The sequence below is a fragment of the Bradyrhizobium sp. 17 genome (assembly GCF_023073515.1).
In the GTDB taxonomy this organism is placed as follows: Bacteria; Pseudomonadota; Alphaproteobacteria; order Rhizobiales; family Xanthobacteraceae; genus Bradyrhizobium; species Bradyrhizobium canariense_D.
Genome location: NZ_JADPJQ010000073.1, coordinates 45857 through 67081 on the forward strand (window position 1 = coordinate 45857; position 21225 = coordinate 67081).

General features: G+C 64.6%; 29 protein-coding genes and 1 riboswitch. Of the genes, 13 read left to right on the forward strand and 16 right to left on the reverse strand.

Translation table 11 applies throughout. The features are described 5' to 3' along the window. From IVB13_RS13960 to IVB13_RS13970, 3 genes are all read left to right on the forward strand, one after another. Window positions 1-399 (forward strand): His/Gly/Thr/Pro-type tRNA ligase C-terminal domain-containing protein (locus IVB13_RS13960; protein ID WP_247489237.1); only part of this gene is annotated, 399 nt, incomplete at its 5' end. Between the two features lie 55 nt (window positions 400-454). Next, the gene (locus IVB13_RS13965) at window positions 455-703 is read left to right on the forward strand and encodes a tautomerase family protein (RefSeq protein WP_083926322.1); all 249 of its coding nucleotides are present in this window, start codon (window positions 455-457) and stop codon (window positions 701-703) included. Window positions 704-886: 183 nt separating this feature from the next. Then, complete coding sequence (locus IVB13_RS13970) at window positions 887-1291, forward strand: hotdog domain-containing protein (protein WP_247489239.1); 405 nt, start codon at window positions 887-889, stop codon at window positions 1289-1291. A 99-nt stretch (window positions 1292-1390) separates the two neighbouring features. Here IVB13_RS13970 and proC read toward each other — a convergent pair whose 3' ends face one another. After that, window positions 1391-2215 (reverse strand): pyrroline-5-carboxylate reductase, encoded by an 825-nt coding sequence (gene proC, locus IVB13_RS13975; protein ID WP_247489241.1) that lies wholly within the window; start codon window positions 2213-2215, stop codon window positions 1391-1393. 183 nt (window positions 2216-2398) lie between these two features. Continuing rightward, a complete protein-coding gene (locus tag IVB13_RS13980) occupies window positions 2399-2899 on the reverse strand; it encodes a YbjN domain-containing protein (protein ID WP_018453509.1) in 501 nt (166 codons plus the stop codon). A gap of 411 nt (window positions 2900-3310) precedes the next feature. Then, a riboswitch (FMN riboswitch) is annotated at window positions 3311-3468 on the forward strand. Window positions 3469-3544: 76 nt separating this feature from the next. Here IVB13_RS13980 and IVB13_RS13985 point away from each other — a divergent pair. Beyond that, window positions 3545-4108, forward strand: coding sequence for a 6,7-dimethyl-8-ribityllumazine synthase (locus IVB13_RS13985; protein ID WP_026232546.1), 564 nt, complete (start codon window positions 3545-3547; stop codon window positions 4106-4108). 81 nt (window positions 4109-4189) lie between these two features. On the opposite strand, the gene IVB13_RS13990 is transcribed toward IVB13_RS13985, so the two are convergent. The 8 genes from IVB13_RS13990 to IVB13_RS14025 all read right to left on the reverse strand — a co-directional run bounded on the left by IVB13_RS13990 (window position 4190) and on the right by IVB13_RS14025 (window position 11826). Further along, window positions 4190-5224 (reverse strand): ATP-grasp domain-containing protein, encoded by a 1035-nt coding sequence (locus IVB13_RS13990; RefSeq protein ID WP_007596826.1) that lies wholly within the window; start codon window positions 5222-5224, stop codon window positions 4190-4192. Continuing rightward, complete coding sequence (locus tag IVB13_RS13995; RefSeq protein WP_247489242.1) at window positions 5221-6249, reverse strand: putative zinc-binding metallopeptidase; 1029 nt, start codon at window positions 6247-6249, stop codon at window positions 5221-5223. The genes IVB13_RS13990 and IVB13_RS13995 overlap by 4 nt, the downstream gene beginning before the upstream one ends. Before the next feature lie 239 nt (window positions 6250-6488). After that, window positions 6489-7442, reverse strand: coding sequence for a ribose-phosphate pyrophosphokinase (locus tag IVB13_RS14000; RefSeq protein ID WP_247489243.1), 954 nt, complete (start codon window positions 7440-7442; stop codon window positions 6489-6491). 193 nt (window positions 7443-7635) lie between these two features. Continuing rightward, the gene (locus IVB13_RS14005; protein WP_247489244.1) at window positions 7636-8250 is read right to left on the reverse strand and encodes a hypothetical protein; all 615 of its coding nucleotides are present in this window, start codon (window positions 8248-8250) and stop codon (window positions 7636-7638) included. Window positions 8251-8363: 113 nt separating this feature from the next. After that, window positions 8364-9131: a peptidoglycan editing factor PgeF gene (pgeF, locus tag IVB13_RS14010; protein WP_247489245.1), complete on the reverse strand. Its 768-nt coding sequence runs from the start codon at window positions 9129-9131 to the stop codon at window positions 8364-8366. Continuing rightward, the gene (locus IVB13_RS14015; protein ID WP_247489246.1) at window positions 9128-10246 is read right to left on the reverse strand and encodes an SAM-dependent methyltransferase; all 1119 of its coding nucleotides are present in this window, start codon (window positions 10244-10246) and stop codon (window positions 9128-9130) included. The genes pgeF and IVB13_RS14015 overlap by 4 nt, the downstream gene beginning before the upstream one ends. 21 nt (window positions 10247-10267) lie before the next feature. Further along, window positions 10268-11113: a prolipoprotein diacylglyceryl transferase gene (gene lgt, locus IVB13_RS14020; RefSeq protein ID WP_247489247.1), complete on the reverse strand. Its 846-nt coding sequence runs from the start codon at window positions 11111-11113 to the stop codon at window positions 10268-10270. A gap of 8 nt (window positions 11114-11121) precedes the next feature. Next, window positions 11122-11826 (reverse strand): dienelactone hydrolase family protein, encoded by a 705-nt coding sequence (locus IVB13_RS14025; RefSeq protein WP_247489248.1) that lies wholly within the window; start codon window positions 11824-11826, stop codon window positions 11122-11124. Window positions 11827-11995: 169 nt separating this feature from the next. Here IVB13_RS14025 and IVB13_RS14030 point away from each other — a divergent pair, with 169 nt between their 5' ends. The 4 genes from IVB13_RS14030 to ychF all read left to right on the forward strand — a co-directional run bounded on the left by IVB13_RS14030 (window position 11996) and on the right by ychF (window position 14917). Further along, complete coding sequence (locus tag IVB13_RS14030; RefSeq protein ID WP_135170330.1) at window positions 11996-12247, forward strand: accessory factor UbiK family protein; 252 nt, start codon at window positions 11996-11998, stop codon at window positions 12245-12247. Window positions 12248-12430: 183 nt separating this feature from the next. Then, window positions 12431-13150: a 50S ribosomal protein L25/general stress protein Ctc gene (locus IVB13_RS14035; RefSeq protein ID WP_085358102.1), complete on the forward strand. Its 720-nt coding sequence runs from the start codon at window positions 12431-12433 to the stop codon at window positions 13148-13150. Window positions 13151-13208: 58 nt separating this feature from the next. Continuing rightward, window positions 13209-13814: an aminoacyl-tRNA hydrolase gene (gene pth / locus IVB13_RS14040; protein WP_018453522.1), complete on the forward strand. Its 606-nt coding sequence runs from the start codon at window positions 13209-13211 to the stop codon at window positions 13812-13814. Window positions 13815-13819: 5 nt separating this feature from the next. Then, window positions 13820-14917: a redox-regulated ATPase YchF gene (gene ychF, locus IVB13_RS14045; RefSeq protein WP_247489249.1), complete on the forward strand. Its 1098-nt coding sequence runs from the start codon at window positions 13820-13822 to the stop codon at window positions 14915-14917. 128 nt (window positions 14918-15045) lie between these two features. Here the strand turns inward: ychF and IVB13_RS14050 are convergent, their stop codons facing one another. Next, window positions 15046-15342 (reverse strand): DUF4282 domain-containing protein, encoded by a 297-nt coding sequence (locus IVB13_RS14050; RefSeq protein ID WP_007596805.1) that lies wholly within the window; start codon window positions 15340-15342, stop codon window positions 15046-15048. A gap of 178 nt (window positions 15343-15520) precedes the next feature. Here IVB13_RS14050 and IVB13_RS14055 point away from each other — a divergent pair, with 178 nt between their 5' ends. The 3 genes from IVB13_RS14055 to IVB13_RS14065 all read left to right on the forward strand — a co-directional run bounded on the left by IVB13_RS14055 (window position 15521) and on the right by IVB13_RS14065 (window position 16800). Then, window positions 15521-15973 (forward strand): MaoC family dehydratase, encoded by a 453-nt coding sequence (locus IVB13_RS14055; RefSeq protein WP_247489250.1) that lies wholly within the window; start codon window positions 15521-15523, stop codon window positions 15971-15973. After that, window positions 15973-16455, forward strand: coding sequence for a MaoC family dehydratase (locus IVB13_RS14060; protein WP_018453526.1), 483 nt, complete (start codon window positions 15973-15975; stop codon window positions 16453-16455). The genes IVB13_RS14055 and IVB13_RS14060 overlap by 1 nt, the downstream gene beginning before the upstream one ends. 198 nt (window positions 16456-16653) lie before the next feature. Continuing rightward, window positions 16654-16800 (forward strand): hypothetical protein, encoded by a 147-nt coding sequence (locus tag IVB13_RS14065; protein ID WP_007596790.1) that lies wholly within the window; start codon window positions 16654-16656, stop codon window positions 16798-16800. A gap of 28 nt (window positions 16801-16828) precedes the next feature. Here the strand turns inward: IVB13_RS14065 and IVB13_RS14070 are convergent, their stop codons facing one another. The 5 genes from IVB13_RS14070 to IVB13_RS14090 form a co-directional block, all read right to left on the reverse strand. After that, complete coding sequence (locus IVB13_RS14070) at window positions 16829-16966, reverse strand: hypothetical protein (RefSeq protein WP_018453527.1); 138 nt, start codon at window positions 16964-16966, stop codon at window positions 16829-16831. Window positions 16967-17249: 283 nt separating this feature from the next. Continuing rightward, complete coding sequence (locus IVB13_RS14075; RefSeq protein WP_247489251.1) at window positions 17250-17669, reverse strand: hypothetical protein; 420 nt, start codon at window positions 17667-17669, stop codon at window positions 17250-17252. Between the two features lie 240 nt (window positions 17670-17909). After that, complete coding sequence (locus IVB13_RS14080; RefSeq protein WP_247489252.1) at window positions 17910-18827, reverse strand: hypothetical protein; 918 nt, start codon at window positions 18825-18827, stop codon at window positions 17910-17912. A gap of 213 nt (window positions 18828-19040) precedes the next feature. Continuing rightward, window positions 19041-19481: a nuclear transport factor 2 family protein gene (locus IVB13_RS14085; RefSeq protein WP_018453530.1), complete on the reverse strand. Its 441-nt coding sequence runs from the start codon at window positions 19479-19481 to the stop codon at window positions 19041-19043. Between the two features lie 218 nt (window positions 19482-19699). After that, complete coding sequence (locus IVB13_RS14090) at window positions 19700-20068, reverse strand: nuclear transport factor 2 family protein (RefSeq protein WP_247489254.1); 369 nt, start codon at window positions 20066-20068, stop codon at window positions 19700-19702. 360 nt (window positions 20069-20428) lie between these two features. Between IVB13_RS14090 and IVB13_RS14095 the strand changes: the two genes are divergently transcribed. Beyond that, complete coding sequence (locus tag IVB13_RS14095) at window positions 20429-20671, forward strand: hypothetical protein (protein ID WP_027520351.1); 243 nt, start codon at window positions 20429-20431, stop codon at window positions 20669-20671. Window positions 20672-20791: 120 nt separating this feature from the next. After that, window positions 20792-21109, forward strand: coding sequence for a hypothetical protein (locus IVB13_RS14100; protein ID WP_245288369.1), 318 nt, complete (start codon window positions 20792-20794; stop codon window positions 21107-21109). Window positions 21110-21225: the final 116 nt, after the last annotated feature.

The following is a 21225-nucleotide window of genomic DNA, read 5'->3' on the forward strand; positions in this document are numbered from 1 at the left end:
ACTCTGCTTGGCAAGCTCGACACGCGGCCCGAGTTCGGCCCCGTCGTCGTCACCGTGTTCGACCGCGACCGCGTCGCCGACTATCAGAAGATGGTCGCATCGTTGCGAACCGCCGGCATTCGCGCCGAGCTCTATCTCGGCAATCCCAAGAACATGGGCAACCAGCTCAAATATGCCGATCGCCGCAATGCGCCCTGCGTCATCATCCAGGGCTCGGATGAAAAAGCGCGTGGCGAGGTGCAGATCAAGGATCTGATCGAGGGCGCGAAGGCGGCGGCCGCGATCGCTTCCAACCAGGAATGGCGCGAGAGCCGCCCGGCGCAGTTCTCGTGCAGCGAGGCCGACCTCGTCGCCAAAGTGCGCGAGGTGTTGGCGCGCCATGACGTGAGCTGGGGCTAGCCATTCGCTGACGTCGCCATGCCCGGGCTTGTCCCGGACATCTACCTCCTGTTTGATGGCGCCCGTCAATGGCCGGTGTCCGGCCCCAAGGGAGAGAAAAATGCCTGAGATCACTGTCAGCATGGCCGAAGGCCGCACCGACGAACAAAAGGCCGGCATGATGCGCGATATCACCCAGGCACTGGTGAAGAATCTCGGCGTCGATGCCGACGCCGTCGTCATCCAGATCAATGAAGCCCCGCTCCGCCACAAGATGAAGGGCGGCAAGACGTTCGTGGAGCGCGCGGCGGCTGCGAAGAAGTAGCCGGCGCTGGTTCGGCAACCACAAAGGTCGTCCTGGCGAAAGCCAAGGACCCATTACCCCAAGCGGCAGTTGTCGCAGCAGGTCGTGGTTTAGACCGCGCATGACAATGTTGAGTCGGGGTAATGGGTCCTGGATCGGCGCTCCGCTTCGCTGCGCTTGTCCAGGACGACGGGGGGAGGCCCCATGGACGCACGCGACTTCATCAAGGTCGGCATGAGCGCCGAGCGCACGCTGGTGGTGCCGGTGGAGCGCACGGTCGGGCATTTCGTGCCCGGCATGCCGATGGTCTATGCGACGCCGATGATGATTCTGGAAATGGAGATGACGTCGGGCGATGCGATTCGCAGCGTCCTTCAGCCGGGCTGGGTCACCGTCGGCACCGAGGTCGATATCCGCCATCTTGCAGCAGCCCTCGTCGGTGCGACGGTGCGGACCACTGCGAAGGTTTTCGCGGTCGAGCGCCGCGTCATCCGCTTCGAGGTCGAGGCCTTCGAAGGCCCGCGAAAACTCGGCGAAGGGCGCCACGCGCGCGGGCTCGTCAATGTCGCGATGTTCAACAAGCGGCTAGCCGCAGGCTCGAAATCGTAGGGTGGGCAAAGGCGCGCAGCGCCGTGCCCACCATCTTTCCGCGATTGCATTCGAATGGGTGGGGCACGCTTCGCTTTGCCCACCCTACGGCACACTTTCTTACTTCGCCAATTCCTTCGACCGCTTCGTCGCCGCCGCGATGGCGCGGATCATCAGATCGCGCAGGCCGGGCTCGCCCATCAGCACGCCGAGTGCCGCGGCCGTGGTGCCGCCGGGCGAGGTGACGTTCTGGCGCAGCGTGCCGGAGGCAAGCTCCGACTGGTGGAGAAGTTCACCCGAGCCGGCGACGGTTTCGCGCGCGAGTTTTGTCGCGAGCGCCTCGGGCAATCCCGCCTCGACACCGGCGCGCGCGAGTTCCTCGGCCAGCAAAAACACATAGGCCGGGCCCGAGCCGGACACCGCAGTGACCGCGTCCATCAGGCTCTCATCGTTGACCCATTCGACCGAGCCGGTGGCGCGTAGCAGCGCATCGGCCACCGCGCGTTGCTGTGCGCTGACATTGTTCGCGGCGACAGCCACCGTGATGCCGCGACCGATCGCGGCCGGCGTGTTCGGCATCGCGCGCACCACCGCGCCGCCGCAGACCTCCTCGAGCGAGGCGATCGTGGTTCCCGCCATGATCGACACCACCGCGGTCTTGTCGGAGACGAATGGCTTCAGCTTGGCGCCGGCCTCGCGGAACATTTGCGGCTTCACCGCGACGACGAGCGTCTCGACCTGGCCTGCCGTCGTCACATCAGGATTGAGCGCAATCCCTTTGGCGGCAAGTGCGGTGATCTCGGCCGAGATGTGCGGATCGATCACCGCGACGCGGCGCGGATCGAGCCCGCCCGAAAGCCATCCGGTCAGCATCGCGCCGCCCATCTTGCCGGCGCCGGCGAGCAGGATGGTGCCGGTGATGTTTTCGAGATTGCTGTTCGCCATCGCTGTCGCCACCGCCGTCGTCCTGGCGAAGGCCAGGACCCATTACCACGGCTGGTTCTAGTGGAAGGATGGCAGAGCAACAAGCATCGCGAGCTACACAAAGACCTCGCGGTATGGGTCCTGGCTTTCGCCAGGACGACGATGGAGAAAGCCGGGCTCGCTCGCCGCCTCGGGAGAGTGCGCTTACGCCTCGCCCACCGTGTCGAACATGGCCGCGTCCATGGCTTCCGTCGTGGACTTGCCCGCCCACACCACGAACTGGAAAGCCGGGAAATAGCGTTCGCAGGCGTGGATGGCGCCTGCGAGCATGGCTTCGCACTGGCCGGTGGAGGCGATGAGCCCGCCCGGCAGCACCAGGGCCTGCCGGTGCATGATCATGCCGGTGGTGGTCCACAGGTCGAAGTGCCCGACCCACAACTGCTCGTTGACCGCGGCCACGAGCCGCTGGACCTCCGGTCGCCGCGCAACCGGGATCTTCATGTCGAACGCGCAGGCCAGATGCAGCGCCTCGATCTCGCCCATCCAGGTGAAGGAGATCTGGTAGTCGGTCCATTGTCCCTTGGAGACAATCGTGAGTTCGTCTTCGCCGGAGCGTTCGAACGGCCAGTTGTTGCTGGCAGCGATATCCTCGACCACCGCGAGCGGATGGTTTTTGGAATCGATGGTGCCTTCGAGCAGGGACATGCCGTCTCGACCTCTTGCCTTTTTGTTGTCTTTGATACGCACGCGGTTGGTCCGGCGCGCGCTCCCTTAAATCTTGCTAAGGCGATCCGTTCGGATCAGCGCGGGCTTGTCGCGGATCAACTGATGTGATTTGCGGAATCTGCGCAACTGGCTGCCGAGTCCGTCCACAAGTCAGGACTCGTTCGTCCACAGCTCATCTCCGCCACAATTATTAACGCCGGTGAGGCCGAACCGGATGGAGAAGAACAAACCGGAATCGGATTCGCCAAAGGCCTGCCAATCGCTAATTCCGTCGCGTGCCCCCTGGACCGCCATGGCGGCATGGGACCATGCGGTTTTCCCATGCGGAACCCGCTTGCCGCGGCCCCGAACCGGCGTCATATTCCGGTCAGGCCGTTCATCCCGGGCGGCCGATGTTCTCAGGGCGGGGTGAAAGTCCCCACCGGCGGTAAGGGCCGTAAGGCCTAAGCCCGCGAGCGCCTTCCTCAAAGCCTTGCTGAGGGGAAGGGTCAGCAGATTCGGTGCAACTCCGAAGCCGACGGTTAAAGTCCGGATGAAAGAGAACGGTCGGTGGCAGACGCATCGCAGGATGCGGCTGTTTGTCGTTCCGTGTGCCCTGATTCTGGTCCTTAACTGAGGAAAGCCATGAATCAGATGTTGCAAGATCCCCAAGCCGAAACGTCCCAACCAACTCAAACGCCACCGCCGGTTCCGCAAGATCCGGTGCCCGACCATCCGCGCTTCGCGAAACCGCAGCGGGTGGCCTTCGTGCAGGCCTGCTGGCACCGCGACGTGGTCGAGGAGGCCCGCATCGCCTTCGCGAAGGAGGCAGAAGCGCGCCACCTCAATCATGTCGACGTGTTCGAGGTGCCGGGCTCGTTCGAGATCCCGCTGCATGCGCAGATCCTGGCCAAGACACGACGCTACACCGCGATCGTCGCGGCCGGCCTCGTCGTCGACGGCGGCATCTACCGCCATGAGTTCGTCGCCGATACCGTGATCAAGGCGTTGATGGACGTGCAGCTGCGCACCGAGGTGCCCGTGTTCTCCGCGGTGCTGACGCCGCAGCAATTCCACGAGACCGAGGTGCACTACGATTTCTTCCGCAAGCATTTTGCCATCAAGGGCGTCGAAGTGGCAGCCGCCTGCGCGGAGACACTGCTCGGGCTCGAACGCCTGCGCGGCCAGGTCGCTGCGGGGATCGTGTAACGCGGCGCAACGACCATCCCTCATCCCGAGCGGCGCAAAGCGCGTCTCGAAGGATGAGGGGCGATCGCAGCCGTGTTCGTCTCAGCCGAGTGAGACTCCCGCTTTGGCGCGGCTGATCCCGAGGGCCAGGATGCGCTGCAGGAGAGCCGGATATTTGAGCCCGTCATGTAAAGCCGCCGTGGCGAACTCCTGGCTCTTGGCGATCTCGGGATTGGGATTGGCTTCGATGAAATATGGCGTGCCGTCGGCAGTGAGACGAAAATCGATGCGCGCATAGCCGTCGAGGCCGAGCACCCGGTAGATGCGTTTCGCGGCCCGCTGGATCCTGGCGGTCACTTCCGGCGCCAGATCCTTCGCAGGTCCGTCGACGATGCCGACCTTCTCCTGATAGTCGGTGTCGTGCTTGGCCTTCTCCGTAGCGATATGCCGTGACGAGCGGCCGCCCATGCTGCCGAATTTCAGCTCCCAGACCGGCAGAACGCGCAAGCGGTTGTTGCCGAGCACGCCGACGTAAAGCTCTCGCCCCTCAATGAACTGCTCGGCAATGGCGGCGGATTCGACCCGCTCGTGGATGAAGGCAACCCGCTCCGCCAGCTTCTCGTCGGTGTCGACGATCGATGCTTGCGAGATGCCGAACGAGCCATCCATGTTCAGGCTCTTGACGATCAGCGGCAGCGCAAGGCGTGTCGGGCGTTTCACCTTGCGGCGCATCGGGAAGACCGCAAAGGCCGGCGCGGCGATCCGGCGGTGATGCACCAGCGTCTTGGACAAATCCTTGCCGCGGGCGAGGGTCAGGCCGCGCGGATTGCACCCGGTATAAGGGACCTTCATCAGCTCGAGATAGCTCGCGATGTGCTGGTCGAAGGCGACGTTGTTGTGGAATTCCTCCAGCAGCGTGAACACCACGTGCGGCTTGAATTCCTCGATAGCTTCGCGCACCGGCTTGATTTCCTCCTGCGCGCCGAGTGGGCGAACCTCATGGCCCGCCGCGCGCAAGGTACTCACCACGTCGTATTCCGTTTTCCACGCGTTGATTTCCTGCGCGGTGTGCCCGTCGCTGGAGTCCGGCGGCACGAAGTCCGGATGCATGAGCACCAGAATGCGTAGACGTCTCATAGCGCGATCCATTTTCGTCGAGACGGGCCAAACATCGTGTGCATCGTCTTGGCGGTCACGAGGACGATGAAGTCGAGAACAAGCTTCTGTTCAGGGCCGACGGCACGCAGATCGAGCTCGCGACAACGAGAGATCATCTCGTCAAGCACGGCATCGAGCGTAAGCTGATTCTCGCCGGTCCATCGCGAGACCAATTGCCTGATCTGGGAGCGGTGGCGCCTGATCAGGGCTGAAGCCGGCTTTGAGCGGTGGTGCCTTGGATCGGCTGAAAACAGCCGGGAGAGATCGCGGTCGTAGGTCTTGGGGGGCGTGAAGGCGTAGAACGCCTGCTTCTTCTTGTAGTGCTCTTCGAGCGTCTGGCTGAGCCGACCCAGCGTATCGACACGCTCCCGCGTCGTGATCGGCGGCCGCTTTCCCGCGATCTCGCCCATCAGCTCGTCGACATATTCAAGCTTCTTCAGTGCCGGCCAGCCCGCATATCGCGTTCGCCAGTTCGAGCGCGGCCGCAGCCACACCGCAAAGGTCTCGGCGAAATCCTCGTCCGGATGGCTCTGCGCGTACCACAGCCGCAGATGCTGGACGTAACGCCGGCTGGCCGGATTGGGCCGGTAATAGCGCGGATAATGTTTCGACGACGGGCCGAACAGTTGCTGCCAGCGCCGGCGGCGCTGCAACTGGTAGCCGTGCTGGATCGCATGGCCCGCTTCGTGACGGAGGATGGCCATGCATTCGCGCCAGGTTCCGCCCTCGACGTCGAACATCATCTTCTTCTCGAGCTTCATCAGGCGGGGATGAGCGAGATAGAACGGAATGGCGATGCCGGGAACGCCGCCCGGACTGAACCATTCGCTCGACATCCAGGTGTGCGGCCGCAGCCGGATGCCGCGCTCCTGGAGCTCCTCGTACAGCGCGCTGACGCAATCCTCGAGCCAGGTGCCTTCGACCGTAACCCTCAGGCTGGAGAGGCGTTGCTTGAGCAACTCATCATCCGACAGCTTCTCCCAGGCAAATTTCCGGCGTGGCATCGGGCATCCAGAGGGCAGAGATGACTCGGGATTCGGATGATGTCATGGGCGCTCGTTGGCAACAACCCGGGGGGCGGCGGCGCGTGAGGCCGTAGGGGGCAAAGCGACTTGTCCGCCGGAGCTCGACGAGCGAAGGCGGAAGCGTGCTCACCGTCTTCATGGCCACAAAAAAGGTGGGCACGGCGCGTTGCGCCTTTGCCCACCCTACGATTTTCCGCAAGCGGCCAGAGGCGGAAACCTCAGTCGAACAGGCTCGACACCGACTCTTCCGCCGCGGTGCGCGCGATCGCGTCGGAGATCAGGCTGGCGATCGGCAGCGTGCGGATGTTCGGGGCCTTGCTCACCGCATCCGTCGGCAGGATCGAGTCGGTGATCACCAGCTCCTTCAGCCTGGAGTTCGTGATCCGGGCCGCCGCGCCGCCGGAGAGCACGCCGTGGGTGATGTAGGCGTAGACGTCCTTGGCGCCCTTGGCGATCAGCGCGTCAGCGGCGTTCACCAGCGTGCCGCCGGAGTCCACGATGTCGTCGATCAAGATACAAGTGTAGCCGGCGACGTCGCCGATCACGTTCATGACCTCGGATTCACCCGCCCTCTCGCGGCGCTTGTCGACGATCGCGAGCGGGGTGTTGATGCGCTTGGCGAGGCCGCGTGCGCGCGCCACGCCGCCGACGTCGGGCGAGATCACCATTGTCCTGGAGAGGTCGAACTTGTCCTTGATGTCGCGCACCATCAGCGGCGCCGCGTAGAGGTTGTCGGTCGGGATGTCGAAGAAGCCCTGGATCTGGCCGGCATGCAGGTCGAGCGTCATGACGCGGTCGACGCCAGCCTGGGTGATCAAATTGGCGACGAGTTTTGCCGAGATCGGCGTGCGCGAACCCGATTTGCGGTCCTGCCGGGCGTAGCCGAAATAGGGCAACACCGCGGTGATGCGGCGCGCCGAGGAGCGGCGCAGTGCGTCGGTGATGATCAGCAATTCCATCAGATGGTCGTTCGCCGGAAACGAGGTCGACTGGATGACGAAGGCATCCGAGCCGCGCACGTTCTCCTGGATCTCGACGAAGATCTCCATGTCGGCGAAGCGCCGTACCACCGCCTTGGTCAGCGGCAGGTCGAGACCTTGCGCGATGGCATGAGCGAGAGCCGGATTGGAGTTGCCGGCGACGAGCTTGATGGAGCCGTTCTTGGCCGACATGGACGCTTCCTCCCGCGCTTTGCTGGACACGATGTTCAACATCAAACAATACCCACTGGAAGCACGGTTACGACGGGCGAGGAAATATCAGGCCGGGGGCTGCAATGGCAACCCGGGGCACTACGTTTTCCCTGCGAAATCCCGAGTCCGGCCAACGGTTTGGCCGGAAAATGGGGCCGTGGTTTCGCGGGGGTTAGCGCTCGGCATAGCCCAGCGCCGAGGCCGGCATGTCGGCCAATGGAGCCTCCGGGATCACGCTCGCCACGGCCGGCCCGCGCAAGCCGGGAGCCGAGTTCGGCGCATCCGGCGTGCCGTTGATCATGTTGGAAAGTCCGCTGAATCCGGCCTGGGCGATCTTCCGCAGCACGAGGTCGTCGGCCGCGCCCCAAGGATCCCGGCCGCCCTTGGCCGCGGTCGGTTCCTCGCCTGAAAGGCGCAGCGCCCGCTGCTGGTTGGCGTCGTAGACGTCCCAGACCCAGGCGATCACGGTCTTGCCACGAACGATCTGGGCGGAGAGGTAGCTGCGCACGCGGTAGGCAGCCGTCCCCTCGCGGGAGACCACGGACAGGCTGCGCAGCTTGGATTCGCTGTCGAGCACGCCGACCATGCGGTCGAACACTTGCGGCGGCGGCCCATCGATCGATTCGAACGCGACTGTCGCCCCCGAGCCGGCGCTCGGCGCCATCGCATAGGAGTTCGCGGCACCACCGCCACCGGCACAGCCGCCAAGCGCGGCCGCCGCCGTCAGCAGCATGATCGCCAGCACGCGCGAACCCGCGCGGCGCAAGATGAATGACGCGTCCCTCATTATGGAGGGCAGCGATATCGTTAAAACGCATTAACGTCTAGGGCGGGAGCGCCACAGGCCACTATCATCGCGCGCAGGCATCGCCCCGGAATGACACGGGGTTGCCTTTGTGTTCACGCTTCGAGCGCGATCGCGTGAACGTGGCGGCCGTAATCCGGCTCCTTGCGATGTACCGAGCGGCGGTAGCTGAAGAAGCGTTCGTCGGCGTAGGTGTCCAGACCAAGATCGTCGATCATCAGGATGCCCGCAGCCTCCAGACGCTTGCGGATGAAGCCGGCGAGGTCGAACATCGCGTGGCTCTCTCGCACCGACGGGATGAAGAACACGGCGTTGTCCGCATCCGCCTCGATGAAGCGCGCCACGAACTCGTTGCCGACTTCATAACTGTCCTGGCGGATCAGCGGGCCGATCGCGGCGATGATGCGGCTCCGCGAGGCGCCGAGTTTTTCCATCGCTGAAATGGTCTGCTCCAGCACGCCGGTGAGCGCGCCCTTCCAGCCGGCATGCGCGCCGCCGATCACGCCCGCATTGGGATCGACGAACAGCACGGGTCCGCAATCGGCGGTGGAGACGCCGAGCGCGATGCCGGGCACCTTCGTCACCAGCGCATCGCCCTTCGGGCGCGGCCCGCTCGGCCACGGAGCGTCGGCCACGAGCGCGTCGGGCGAATGGATCTGGTGCAGGCTGAGAAAGCGTTCGGGTGCGACGCCGACATGCTCGGCCATGCGGCGGCGGTTCTCCGCAACAAGGGCCTGGTCGTCATTGGAGCCGAGCCCGCCGTTCAGCGCGGAATAGATGCCGCCCGAGACGCCGCCTTCGCGGGTGAAGAAGGCGTGGCGCAGGCCCGGCACCGCGGACAGCAGCGAGGAGGCAAGCGTCATGAACCGTCTCCGGCGCGTTCGAGATCGCTGAGTCCCGCAAGGCCGGTCAGCCGCGGCTCGGAAATGCCGAGCACCTTGAACATCGAGCCCATGCCGCTGCGCCCGGTTTCGGTCAGGCGCTTGAGCGCGATCGAAATGTCGGTGGCGACGTCAGGCGCCGCCTTCTGCATCAAGGCGGCTGCACGGGTCTCGATGCCGACGCGCTTGAGGAAATCGCCCTGCGTCGCCGGCCCGTGCACGCGGGCGCCGACGTCCTCGGCCCCGCGCGCGAGCGCCTGGAAGTCGACATGGGCTGTGACGTCGGCCTGGCCCGGCGCCTTCAGGGGATCGGTGAAGGTGTGGCGCGCGATCGCCTGGAAGGTGTCGCCGGCATCGCTGCGCAGATGGCCGTAATCGATGATCAGCGCCGCGCCGTCCTGGTCGCGCACGCGGCTGGCGAGCTTCATGATCTCCGCATCGGGCCGCCATTCGAACACGGCCCCGACGGGCGCGGCGCGCACCAGAGGCGGCAGCAGCACCTCGAAGCGTGGCGTCGGCTCGGCCGCCGCGCCGAATTGAAGTTTTCCGTTGGCGTCGACCTCGATCACGCGCTCGTGCCAGCCGTTCTCGTGACGGACCATCTGGTGGATCGGCAGCACGTCGAAATATTCGTTGGCGAGGATGATGCTCGGCCCCTCAGGCACGTCGTCGATGCTGTCGTGCCAGGCGATGTTGCGCACGGCCGACAGCGTCGCACTCTGCCGCTCGCGCAGGACCGGATTGACCTCGACCATGTGGATGTGGAGTGCCTGATAGAGCGGCGGCAGCACGCGGAGCGCGCGCAGGGCGTCGGCCATCATGGTACCGCGGCCGGGGCCGAGCTCGATCAGCCGCAGGAATTGCGGCGAGCCCATCTGCTTCCACACCGAGGCGGTCCACAGGCCCAAGAGCTCGCCGAACATCTGGCTGACCTCCGGCGCAGTGGTGAAGTCGCCTTCTCGTCCCAATGGATCGCGCGAGACGTAGTAGCCGTAGCGCGGATGCATCAGGCACAGTTCCATGTACCGCCAGACCGGCATGGGGCCTGAGGATTTGATCAGCGCCTTGATCTCGTCGAGTAACGGCTGGTCGGTCACGGCCTATCTTCTCAATAGGAATTAACGAATAGCCCCTGCGGGCCTCGGCGCATCGCGCCTCACTGCCAATACAATAAGTATGAGGCCTACAATAAGCATCGGGATCGACAACAGCATGCCCATGGTTAATCCGCCCCAGAGGAAGCCGAGCTGGACATCCGGTTCGCGGAAATGCTCGCCGGCGATCCGGCTCAAACCATAGATCAGGATGAAGGCGCCGAGGATCATGCCCGGCCGCTTCAGGGCACCGAAGCGGATCATGACCGCGAGCACTGTGAACAGCAAAATGCCCTCCATGCCGGCCTCGTAGAGCTGGCTCGGATGGCGCGGCAGCTGGGCGGGATCGTTGGGGAAGATCATCGCCCAGGGCAGCTCCGGGTCGGCGGCGCGGCCCCACAATTCGCCATTGATGAAATTGGCGATGCGGCCGAGCAGCAGCCCGACCGGGGCGACGGCGGTGGTGATGTCGCCGAGCGACAGGATCGAGATGCGGTTGCGATAGGCGAACCACATCACCGCGACGACGCAGCCGAGGAAGCCGCCGTGGAAGGACATGCCGCCTTCCCACAGCCTGAAAATCGCGGCGGGATGGTCGATGAAGAAGGGCAGGTTGTAGAACAGCACATAACCGGTGCGGCCGCCGAGGATGATGCCGAGCGTGACCCACAGAATGAAGTCGTCGATCTGCACCAGCGACATCGGCGCCGGGCCGCCCCACAGCCGCTCCCTTTTCAGGAGCGAGCGCGCATAGAGCCAGCCGAACACGATGCCGCAGATATAGGCCAGGGCATACCAGCGGATCGCGAACGGGCCGATCTCGATCGCGATCGGCTTGAAGGCGGGAAAGTCGATGAGCAGAAGTTGCATCGCGCCTTCTATGTCTGGACGAGATTGCGGCGATAGAGCGCCAGCAGACGCTCCCAATGCCGCTCGGCGGCGTCGCGGTGATAGACCGGACGCTTGGGGAAGGCGAAGCCGTGATGGGTGCCGGGATAGATCTCGACTTCGGCTTTGGCGCCGCTCATGCCCTGCTTCACCTTCTCGATGATCTCGGCGGGCGCGTAGATGTCGGTCTCGGCGCAGGCGAAGTAGAGTTCGGCCTTGGTCTTGGCTGCCGCGAGATGCGGGCTGTCGTCCTGGTCGGTTGCGAGCTGCGTGCCGTAGACCGAGGCGGCGGCCTTGACGCGATCAGGGAAATGCGTGGCGGCGTTGACGGCGTAGCGGCCGCTCATGCAGTAGCCGACTGTACCGATCAGTTTGAGCAACGCCCGCGTGTCGTCCATGATCATGGCGATCGTGAGCGATCCCATCAGCGCGAACATGCGCTTGCGTTCCGGGGCGTTCGGATCGGCCGGCAGCGCGCCGAGCTCCATCACGCCGGAGCGGTAATAGAGGTTCGGCAGCATCACGTAATAGCCCGATGTTGCGAGCCGGCGCGCCATGTCGCGCAGCTCTTCGCGGATCGCCGGCGCGTCCATGTAGAACAGGATGACCGGAAACGGCCCGCCGCGTTCGGGATGGCTGATGAAGGTTGCGGTGTGACCGTCCTTGGTGGGGATCGCGATCTGCTGATCGATCATCTCGAGCGCCTTTTGTGATTCTTCTTATGCAGGGACGTTGAATACGATTGCAAGGAAACCGGGGCATGACAAGGATACCGCCGATCGGCCCTTGAACCGGCCCAAACGGATTGCCATTGTCTTCCCGCGCGTTCGCGCAGAGTTCATCGAAAGCCGCCAGGAGACCGACATGACCCAGACCAACAACCGGTTTTTCGACGAGATCGGCCGCCTGATGAACGATGCCGCCGGCGCCGCGCAGGGCGTCAAGCGCGAGTTCGACACGGTGATGCGCACCCAGGCCGAAAAATTCCTGCGCGATATGGACCTGGTCAAGCGCGAGGAGTTCGAGGCGGTCAAGGATATGGCGCGCCTGGCGCGCGAGGAGAACGAGGCCCTGAAGACGCGCATCGCGGCACTGGAGGCCAAGCTCGGCGGGTAACTCCGCCGGCTCCTTCCGGGCGATCCGGTTCCTTCCGGCCGCCCATTCTCCTTGTTATTTCCGCGTCTTCCGGGTAAAAGCCCGCCACGTCCGCAGCCCCCGCACCCCTGGAGGCTTGCTGCGGCGTATGCCATGGGCCGCGTTGCGGCCCATTAACTTTTGCAAAAACAAGGACTTAACGTTATGGCGACCGTCAAGGAATTGAAGGCGACCGCACGTCCGAAGAGCGGCAAGGGGGCCGCCCGGGCTGAGCGTCGCGCCGGGAGAGTGCCCGGAGTGATCTACGGCAACAACCAGCCCCCGCTGACCATCTCGGTTGACGATCGCGAACTGCGCTCGCGCATCCTCGCCGGCCGGTTCCTGACCACGCTGGTCGACATCGACCTCGAAGGCAACAAGCACCGCGTGATTCCGCGCGACTACCACCTCGATCCGGTCAAGGATTTCCCGATCCACGTCGACTTCATGCGGCTCGGCGAAGGCGCCACCATCCGCATCAGCGTTCCCTTGCACGTGGTGAAGGCTGAAGGTTCGCCCGGCGTGAAGCGCGGCGGCGCCGTGAACATCGTTGCGCACGCGATCGAGCTCGAGTGCGGCGTGGAGAACATCCCGCAGTTCATCGAGGCTGACGTCGGTTCGCTCGAAATCGGCCACTCGCTGCATCTCTCTGACATCAAGCTGCCGGCAGGCGTAAAGGCGCTGACCGCCGAGGACGCGACCCTCGTCACCATCGTGCCGCCGTCCGGCTACGCCGAAGAGCTGAAGGCCGCGGCTGCTGCTCCGGCTGCAGGTGCTGCTGCTCCGGCGGCTGGTACTGCCGCTCCTGCTGCGGGTGCTGCTCCGGCAGCGGCTGCCAAGGCCCCGGCTGCCAAGGCTCCCGCCGGCGGCGACAAGAAGAAGTAATCTCTCAAAGCTGGCGCGCGGTCCCTGATCGCGCGCCGAGCGAGGGGCGCGCCGCGTCATGCGACTGTTTGTTGGGCTCGGCAATCCCGGCCCGAAATTCGCACGTAACCGGCACAATGTCGGCTTCATGGCCGTCGACGAGATCGCGCGGCGTCATGGTTTCGCACCCTGGCGCCGCAGGTTTCAGGGCGAGACCTCGGAAGGCACGCTCGGCACCGAGCGCGTGATCCTGCTCAAGCCGATGACCTACATGAATGATTCCGGCCGCAGCGTTCAGGAAGCGGCAAGCTTCTTCAAGATCGCGCCGGGCGACGTCACCGTATTCCATGACGAACTCGAACTGCCGCCGGGCAAGGTGCGGGTGAAGATCGGCGGCGGCATCGCCGGCCACAACGGCCTGCGCTCGATCTCCGCCCATATCGGCAACGAGTACCGCCGGGTGCGGCTCGGCATCGGTCATCCCGGCGTCAAGGAATTGGTGCACGGCCATGTGCTGTCGGACTTCGCCAAAGCGGACAACGACTGGGTGGCGACGCTCTGCGACGCGGTGGCCGAGCACGCGGCATTGGTTGCCAAAGGCACGGACGCGACCTTCGCCAACAGGGTGCACCTCGCCATGCAGGCGAAGGGATTTTTGACCAAGGACGACAACGGCAAGGAATAACGCTCGTGGGATTTAAATGCGGGATCGTCGGGTTGCCCAATGTCGGCAAGTCGACCTTGTTCAACGCGCTGACCGAGACGGCCGCGGCGCAGGCGGCGAACTATCCGTTCTGCACGATCGAGCCGAATGTCGGCGAGGTCGCGGTGCCGGATCCGCGGCTCGATAAGCTCGCAGCGATCGCCAAGTCGGGCCAGATCATCCCGACCCGGCTGACCTTCGTTGACATCGCCGGCCTCGTGCGCGGCGCGTCCAAGGGTGAAGGCCTCGGCAACCAGTTCCTCGCCAACATCCGTGAGGTCGACGCCATCGCGCATGTCGTGCGCTGCTTCGAGGACTCCGACATTACCCATGTCGAAGGCAAGATCGCCCCGCTCGCCGATATCGAGACCATCGAGACCGAGCTGATGCTCGCCGATCTCGACAGCCTCGAGAAGCGCGTCGACAATTTGTCCAAGAAGGCCAAGGGCAACGACAAGGACGCCAAGGAGCAGCTCGACCTCGTCAATCGCACGCTGGTGCTGCTGCGCGAAGGCAAGCCCGCGCGCCTCGTCGAGCGCAAGGCGGAGGAGGAGCGCGCCTTCGGGATGCTCGGCCTGCTGTCGTCCAAGCCCGTGCTCTACGTCTGCAACGTCGAGGAAGGCTCGGCCGCATCAGGCAATTCGTTCTCGAAGGCGGTGCAAGACCAGGCTGCCAAGGAAGGCGCCATTGCGGTCGTCATCTCGGCAAAAATCGAATCCGAGATCGCCACCATTTCGCGCGACGAACGCGCCGACTTCCTGGAGACGCTGGGTCTCGAAGAGGCCGGCCTCGATCGCCTGATCCGCGCCGGCTACACGCTGCTCGACCTCATCACCTATTTCACGGTGGGCCCGAAGGAAGCGCGCGCCTGGACCATCTATCGCGGCACCAAGGCGCCGGGCGCCGCCGGTGTGATCCACACCGATTTCGAAAAGGGTTTTATCCGCGCCGAGACCATCGCGTATGAGGACTACGTCGCGCTCGGCGGCGAAGCCGGCGCCCGCGATGCCGGCAAGCTCCGCCTCGAAGGCAAGGAATACGTCGTCGCCGACGGCGACGTGATGCATTTCAGGTTCAACACGTAAGATCTTGATAGGTTCGCAGGGTGGGTTAGCGCAGCGTAACGCGCCATGCTTCCTCGTTTGCCGAACGAAGTTGGTGGGTTACGCCTTCGGCTAACCCACCCTACGGCACTACGGCGCCGGTGCTTGCCTCACCGTACCCCGCCGCCCTGATCCCTGATCGCGCCGAGATGCTCGTTGATGCGGAAGATGATCAGGATCAACTCCGCGATGATGCGCGAGAACACGATTCCGACGACGACGCTCGCGATCGACGACAGCAGCATCAGGAAGCCGCCGAACGGGCTGATCGCCATCATTGCGAGGCCGGAGAAGATGCCGGAGAGGCCGAACAGGCAGATCAGCGCGATCACCAGCCAGTAGAAGGTCTTGATGATCGTCGGCGTGATAAAGCGGTCCCATTGAAACAGGTCGCTGAATGAAAACATTGCTCTCCCCAGGGCAATTCAGGTGTTGTCGGGCCTTGCAAATGGATCGTGGCCCCTGATCGATCCGACTCAAGACCGACGCCGGCGCGCCGAATGTAGCACGAGCCATGCGGGCCGGCGGGTTGAGATTGCCGCAAAGTGCGGCCACAATCTGTCATTCCCTCAAACCTTTCCCAAGATGACCCTGACCTTCGAAGATTTCCCGCCCGGCCGGTTCGGAACATTCGGCCCGCGCCATGTCACGCGCGACGAGATCGTGGCCTTTGCCGCCGAGTTCGATCCGCAGCCGATGCACCTCGACGAGGACGCTGCCAGCAAAAGCATGCTGCGCGGCCTGTCCGGCTCGGGCTGGCATCTCTGTTCGCTGATGATGCGGATGATGGCCGACGGTTTCATCACCCGCGCCGCTTCGCTGGGATCTCCCGGCGTCGATGAAGTGCGCTGGCTGTCGCCGCTCAGACCCGGCGACGACCTCATGCTCGATGTTGACTTCGTGGAGGCCCGCACCTCGAAGAGCCGCCCGGAGCTCGGCATCGTCAAATTCAAATGCACCGTGCGCAACGCCAGGGCTGATGCGCTGTGCGAGATGACGTCGCCGATCCTGATCAAGCGGCGCGAGGGGGCGGTCTGATGCCGTTTTTCGAGGAGATCGAGATTGGGCATCGCCGTGAGATCGGCGCCTATACGTTCACGGCCGAGTCGATCAAGACATTCGCCGCAAAGTTCGATCCGCAGCGTTTTCACCTCGACGAGGAGGAGGGCAAGAACTCGCTGTTTGGCGGGCTCGCGGCCTCGGGCTGGCATGTCGGCTCAGCCTGCATGAGCCTGCTTGTCGCCGACGGCCAGCGTCTGGCGCGGGAAGCCGCTTCGCGCGGCGAGGAGGTCGCGGTGTGGGGCCCGTCGCCGGGCTTTCGCGACCTGCGCTGGATCAGGCCGGTGCTCGCCGGCGACATCGTCACCTACGTCAACGTCGTCATCGACAAGCGCAGCTCCGCCTCGCGACCCGGTTGGGGCATCCTGACCGCGCGCACCACCGGCACCAACCAGCGCGGCGAGGACGTCTACGCCATCACCGCAACCGCCTTCGTGCCGATGCGTGTGAACGGCGGTTAGATTCGTTCCAGGATGAACGGCGAAAACAGCGCGCGAGTGTTGCCCCCGCGCTATGGACGCGATTCCGGGTGGCTGCCATAAGCCTGCGCAACATGGTTTTCCCGCGAAGCAATGCGCGGAACCATCGAGTTGCTAACCAATTATGAACCTGTCGCTGTCTATTTGAACGAACTGGGCAGAGTACAGGGGACGAGGACCATGGCAGACCGCGGCGCACTCAAGCTGGTCGGATTCATCTTTGCTACCGCGACGCTGGCCGTGATGCTGGTGGCCGGCATGGTGGTGAAGGGCTATGCCGACGGCGCCTACACCCTGGAAGCTTCGACCGTGGAAGCCGCCCGGTAAGATTTCGTTAACTCCGCGGCCTCCGCCCTCAGCGGCTATAGACGAACGCCAATGTCGCGATCGCAACCGCCAGCAAACCGACAAAACGCAGCATGATCGTGCCGAACTGGTTCGGCGCGGGCCGCAGCGGTATCGGGTCGGTGGTGTCGGGCCGAATGCTTTCCATGAGATGTCCCCGGGCCCGGCCGCGATGGCGGGAGCGCCTGGCGTTAGTCGCCGGGTGGATGCGGGAAGTTCAAAATCCTCCGTTGTCATGCCCCGCGAAAGCGGGGCATCCGGTACGCCGCGGCTTCTCGATTCTGGCCTCGCTGCCTCTGGAATACTGGATCACCCGCTTTCGCGGGTGATGACACTTTTCATGGGGCGCGTGCGCACCGTCACACACCCCCCGAATCAAAACCGCCGCGCCCCTTTCGGAACGCGGCGGCTGGTGATGCGGGATGCAGCGATCAGCTGTTGCGCAGGCCGTCGGCGGCGCGCTTCCACTGCGAGACGTTGTCGGCGATCATGCGGGTCGACTTCATCGCGGCCTGGCTGAGCTGGGCGTAGCCGGAGATCTCGCGCTGGACGCGCTGGCCTTCGGCGTGGAGCAGGTCGCGCAGGCTCTCGAGCTCGGAGATCAGATTCTCGATCTCGGCGAGCGAGGTGCCGGCGACGCGCTGGATCAGCGAGTTGACGTTGGTGACGGTGGCCTCCGCGCTCGGATCGAGCGGCGCGTCCGCGGCCGTCGCTGCCGGACGGCGCAGATAGGCGATGTCGTTGCGGACGAAGTCACGGATGCCGGCTTCGACTTCCGTCACTGCGGCAAGGTTGGTGTCGATGGTCTCGGTCTCGGTGGCTTCGGTCTTTTCCGGACGCATGGCGTTCATCGTTATTCCCCTGTTCGCGTTGAGCGCAGCGCGAGTGTCCCCCGCACGACGACGTCGGTCTGGGACTAGGGCGCCGGATTTTGGCCGCAACTTGGCCGAGGTGCGGCAAGGGCGGTCCATTCGGGGGCTTTGCCGTGGCGTATGGTTACCGGAGTCTGAACGCGGCCGCCGCGCCGAAGTGAATGCGCGGCCGGTCGGTGCTCGACTCCCTCGCCCCGCAGGGGGGAGAGGCGAAAACAGCTACCAGCTCTTCTTGAAACCCGCCGTCAGGCTCTTGTTGATCGCCCCTTGCGAGGTTTCGCCGACCGAACCGGAGACGGTGACGTTGTCGAACAGCTTCTGTTCCGCGCCGACCTTGCGCAGCCATTTGTCGTCCGTGGTCGACAGCGACTGGCCCGCGGTGATGCTGGTGCCGGTATCGGTGAGAGTGACCTTGGCCGACTGCTCGGTCTCGTAATTGCGCGTGACGTGACCGCCGACGCCGGGGAGCGCCGTGGTGCCCTGCTGGTTGACGCTGTAGCCGTTCTGCAGCGTCAGCGACGTGTCGCCCGACAGCGGCACCGACTTGATCAGCGAGGCCCCGAGCTTGCTCTGCTCCGCGCCGGGATCGACGCGAGCCTCCACCGCGGTCTTGTCCCAGATCGCGCCGGGGCCCGGCGCGGTCGCGGCCGCCCAGGCGCTGCCGGACGATTGAGGCACGCTGCCGCCATTGCTGGCCTTCTGTGCCAGCAGCTCGGACATCGTCCGCGGCTCGCTCGTCACAGTCATGTCGGCGCCGATGCGGGCGTCCCAGAATGAGGATACCGACTGCTTCACCGTCACCGCCGAGGAGCCGTTGGCGTTGGCGTTCGTCGCCCAGTTCAGCCCGTCCTTGGCGGCGGCCTGCGCGCGCTTCTTGGCGGCGATGATGTCGTTGAGCGTGCCGGCGTCGATCGCGAGCTGGCCCCAGTCGAGCTTGTCAACGTCGATGCCGCTCAGCACGTCGGGGTCGTTGACGTCGGGGGCCTCCGCCGCTTCGGCGTCGTCGTCGGGCGCTGCGGCCGGGCCGGGGGAGAAGGGCGGAATGATCTGCGCCGAAACCGTCAGCACCGATCCCAAGATCAAAGCGGCCGCCAGCATCGGCAGCCTGGTCCAGCCAAACCCTGTCGCGAATTCCATCGTCCTGCCCGTCAGCCCAGTTCCCGCCGAGGATGCGGAACCATCATTGCGAAATTGTGGCGGTTCCATCAGACGCGAACCAACGGGCCGCGCGAAAGGCGCGCGCCCGATGACGAGCTTCTCCACGATTGCATCCGGCGGGGCTGGAGGCCAGGACGCGTCGTGGGGTGCTCAGCCATCGGTCCCGAAGTGCGGGGCCCGTTGGTGTTCCGTTCAGCCGACGCTGGTCATCTTCGGCAGATGAATGGCGCGGCCAAGTGCCTGCTCGACCAGATCAAACGTGTCGATCAGCACGCGCATGCTGGTGAGCTTGCCCGCCCTGAACTGGGCAAACTGCGCCACCCGCAAGCTGATCGGCTTGCTGGAATCCAGTGCGGTCAGCGAATAGCGCAGCATCGAGGCGGCGGAATCGACACCGAGCATGATGCTCTCGCGGTCGAAGCGGCGGACCTGGAAATTGTCGGCGAATTGGCGGATGACGTCGAGCACGGCGTCCTTGCCCTGGCGCGCGCCGAGGAACGGAAACATGTCGATCGGCCCATAGAGCGCCCACTCGACGTCCTCGTCGATCAGGGCCTCGATGTCCTCGAAATGCCGGTCGTTGATCGCGCGGTGCAACGCACGCGAGAAACGCCAGAGGCTGTGCTCTGTCATCTTGGGCAGTCCTGAAGCTGGCTTGCGAAAAAGCGAAAAACCACCCCAAGCGCACAGGAAAGGTGCCGCGGGGTCGCTCAACTCATTTGTATGCGAACAAAATACGTCAATTCGGCCAAAACGCAATTCACGTTTTCGCAATGCACAATTGATCCCGGCGTGTGAGATTTACAATAAAACCCCGCATTTTTCCCGGTCCGGGCCGGTTTGGGAGAGAGCTAGCCCCCGTCCACCCGCTCGCCCACGATCAGGGGGCCGATCTCACGTTCCAGCACCTGCTGCACCAGGTCGTAGGAATCGATGATCTCGCGGATCTGCGCCACCTTGCCGCGGCGAAAAGTGTAGAAGACGGCCATGTCGACCTGAATGATGCGGTCGTTGCTGCGCTTCCTGAAGAACACGCGCAGATAGGCCGCGACCGTGTCCCCCTCGGCGACGATCTGCGGCACCTCGTAGCGATCTCGGCGTATCGCTCCTGCACGGTGCGCCAGAATTCGCCGAGCTCCTGCTTGCCGTGACAGGGGCCCATGTGCGGCAGCACATCGATCGGCGCGTGGGTGAGGAAGTCGACGTCGTCGGTGCAGCACGACAGCGCGGCAGCGAGATCGCTGCGCGAGATGGCGTCGAGCAGATGCAGCACGCGCTGGCGATTGAGCTTCTCGACCGTCATTCCGCCCGCCCTCATCGGCCGTGTGGAGTTCGCGCAAGGCTAACGCGCTGCCTCGGACACCGGCAATCCGCAAACCACAGGGGATATTGCTGACGTATGACGCGCCAGCGCAATGCCAGGTTCATGACTGCAATTTATGGTTGAGCGAGCGCGAGTCTTCACGAATTGGTGCAGGCGTTCGGCTGCATGGTCTAGCGAAGCATCGCGTGCGCGCGCGGGAACCGGGACGGGTCCGTGCCTGTTGAGAGTGCGACACCGCATCCGGAGACATCGATCCATGAAATCCCTCGCCGCCATCGCCGCCGTACTTCTCATCTGTGGCGCGACTTCCGCCGCCAACGCCAAGGGCTGCATCAAGGGCGCCGTCGTCGGCGGCGTCGCCGGCCACTATGCTGGCCATCACGGCGTCCTCGGCGCCGCCGCCGGCTGCCTCTACGGCCGCCACCATGCCAAGGAACAGCAAGAGCAGGAGAGGCAGCGGCAACAGCAGAGCCAGGTGAACGGGCAGGGCAAGCTGTAACCCCTGGTCATTCGGGGGGCGCGCGCCTTGTTCCCGCAGAGGAAATGGGCGTGACGCATCTCACATCAGGTCCCCCTGATGGCGGCTGGATTCATCCGCATGTCCTCAGGGAGACGTGCCATGGCCGCCATCGCCAGAGTCAGAAAGTCCAGCCTGCATAACGCGCTCGAAGGCCTCGCGCTGACCGCGACGCTGCAGAGCTTCCCGACCTTCGCCGCCGCCGCATTCCTGCTCAAGCTGGTCGGCAATCACGACCTGGTCGGCGATCCCGGCGTCGCCATCTTCGTCGCCATCGCCTCGCTCGCCCATGCGCTGCTTGCGGTGAGCTTCCCGCATTTGTTCAAGACCGTCTACGAACCGAAGTTCTTCGAGGCCCATCTGTCGCTCGCCGACAAGATCACGGCATGGCGCACCCAGCGGTCGCCTCGCTGCAACTGATGACCACCGTGCTGCTGCTGTCGGTGATGGCGGTGGTGACGGCGAGCCTGGGGTGAGTTCGCGTTCTCATGATTCTCCGACGCCGCCATGAACAACCATGGGCGGCGCCGGCGCTC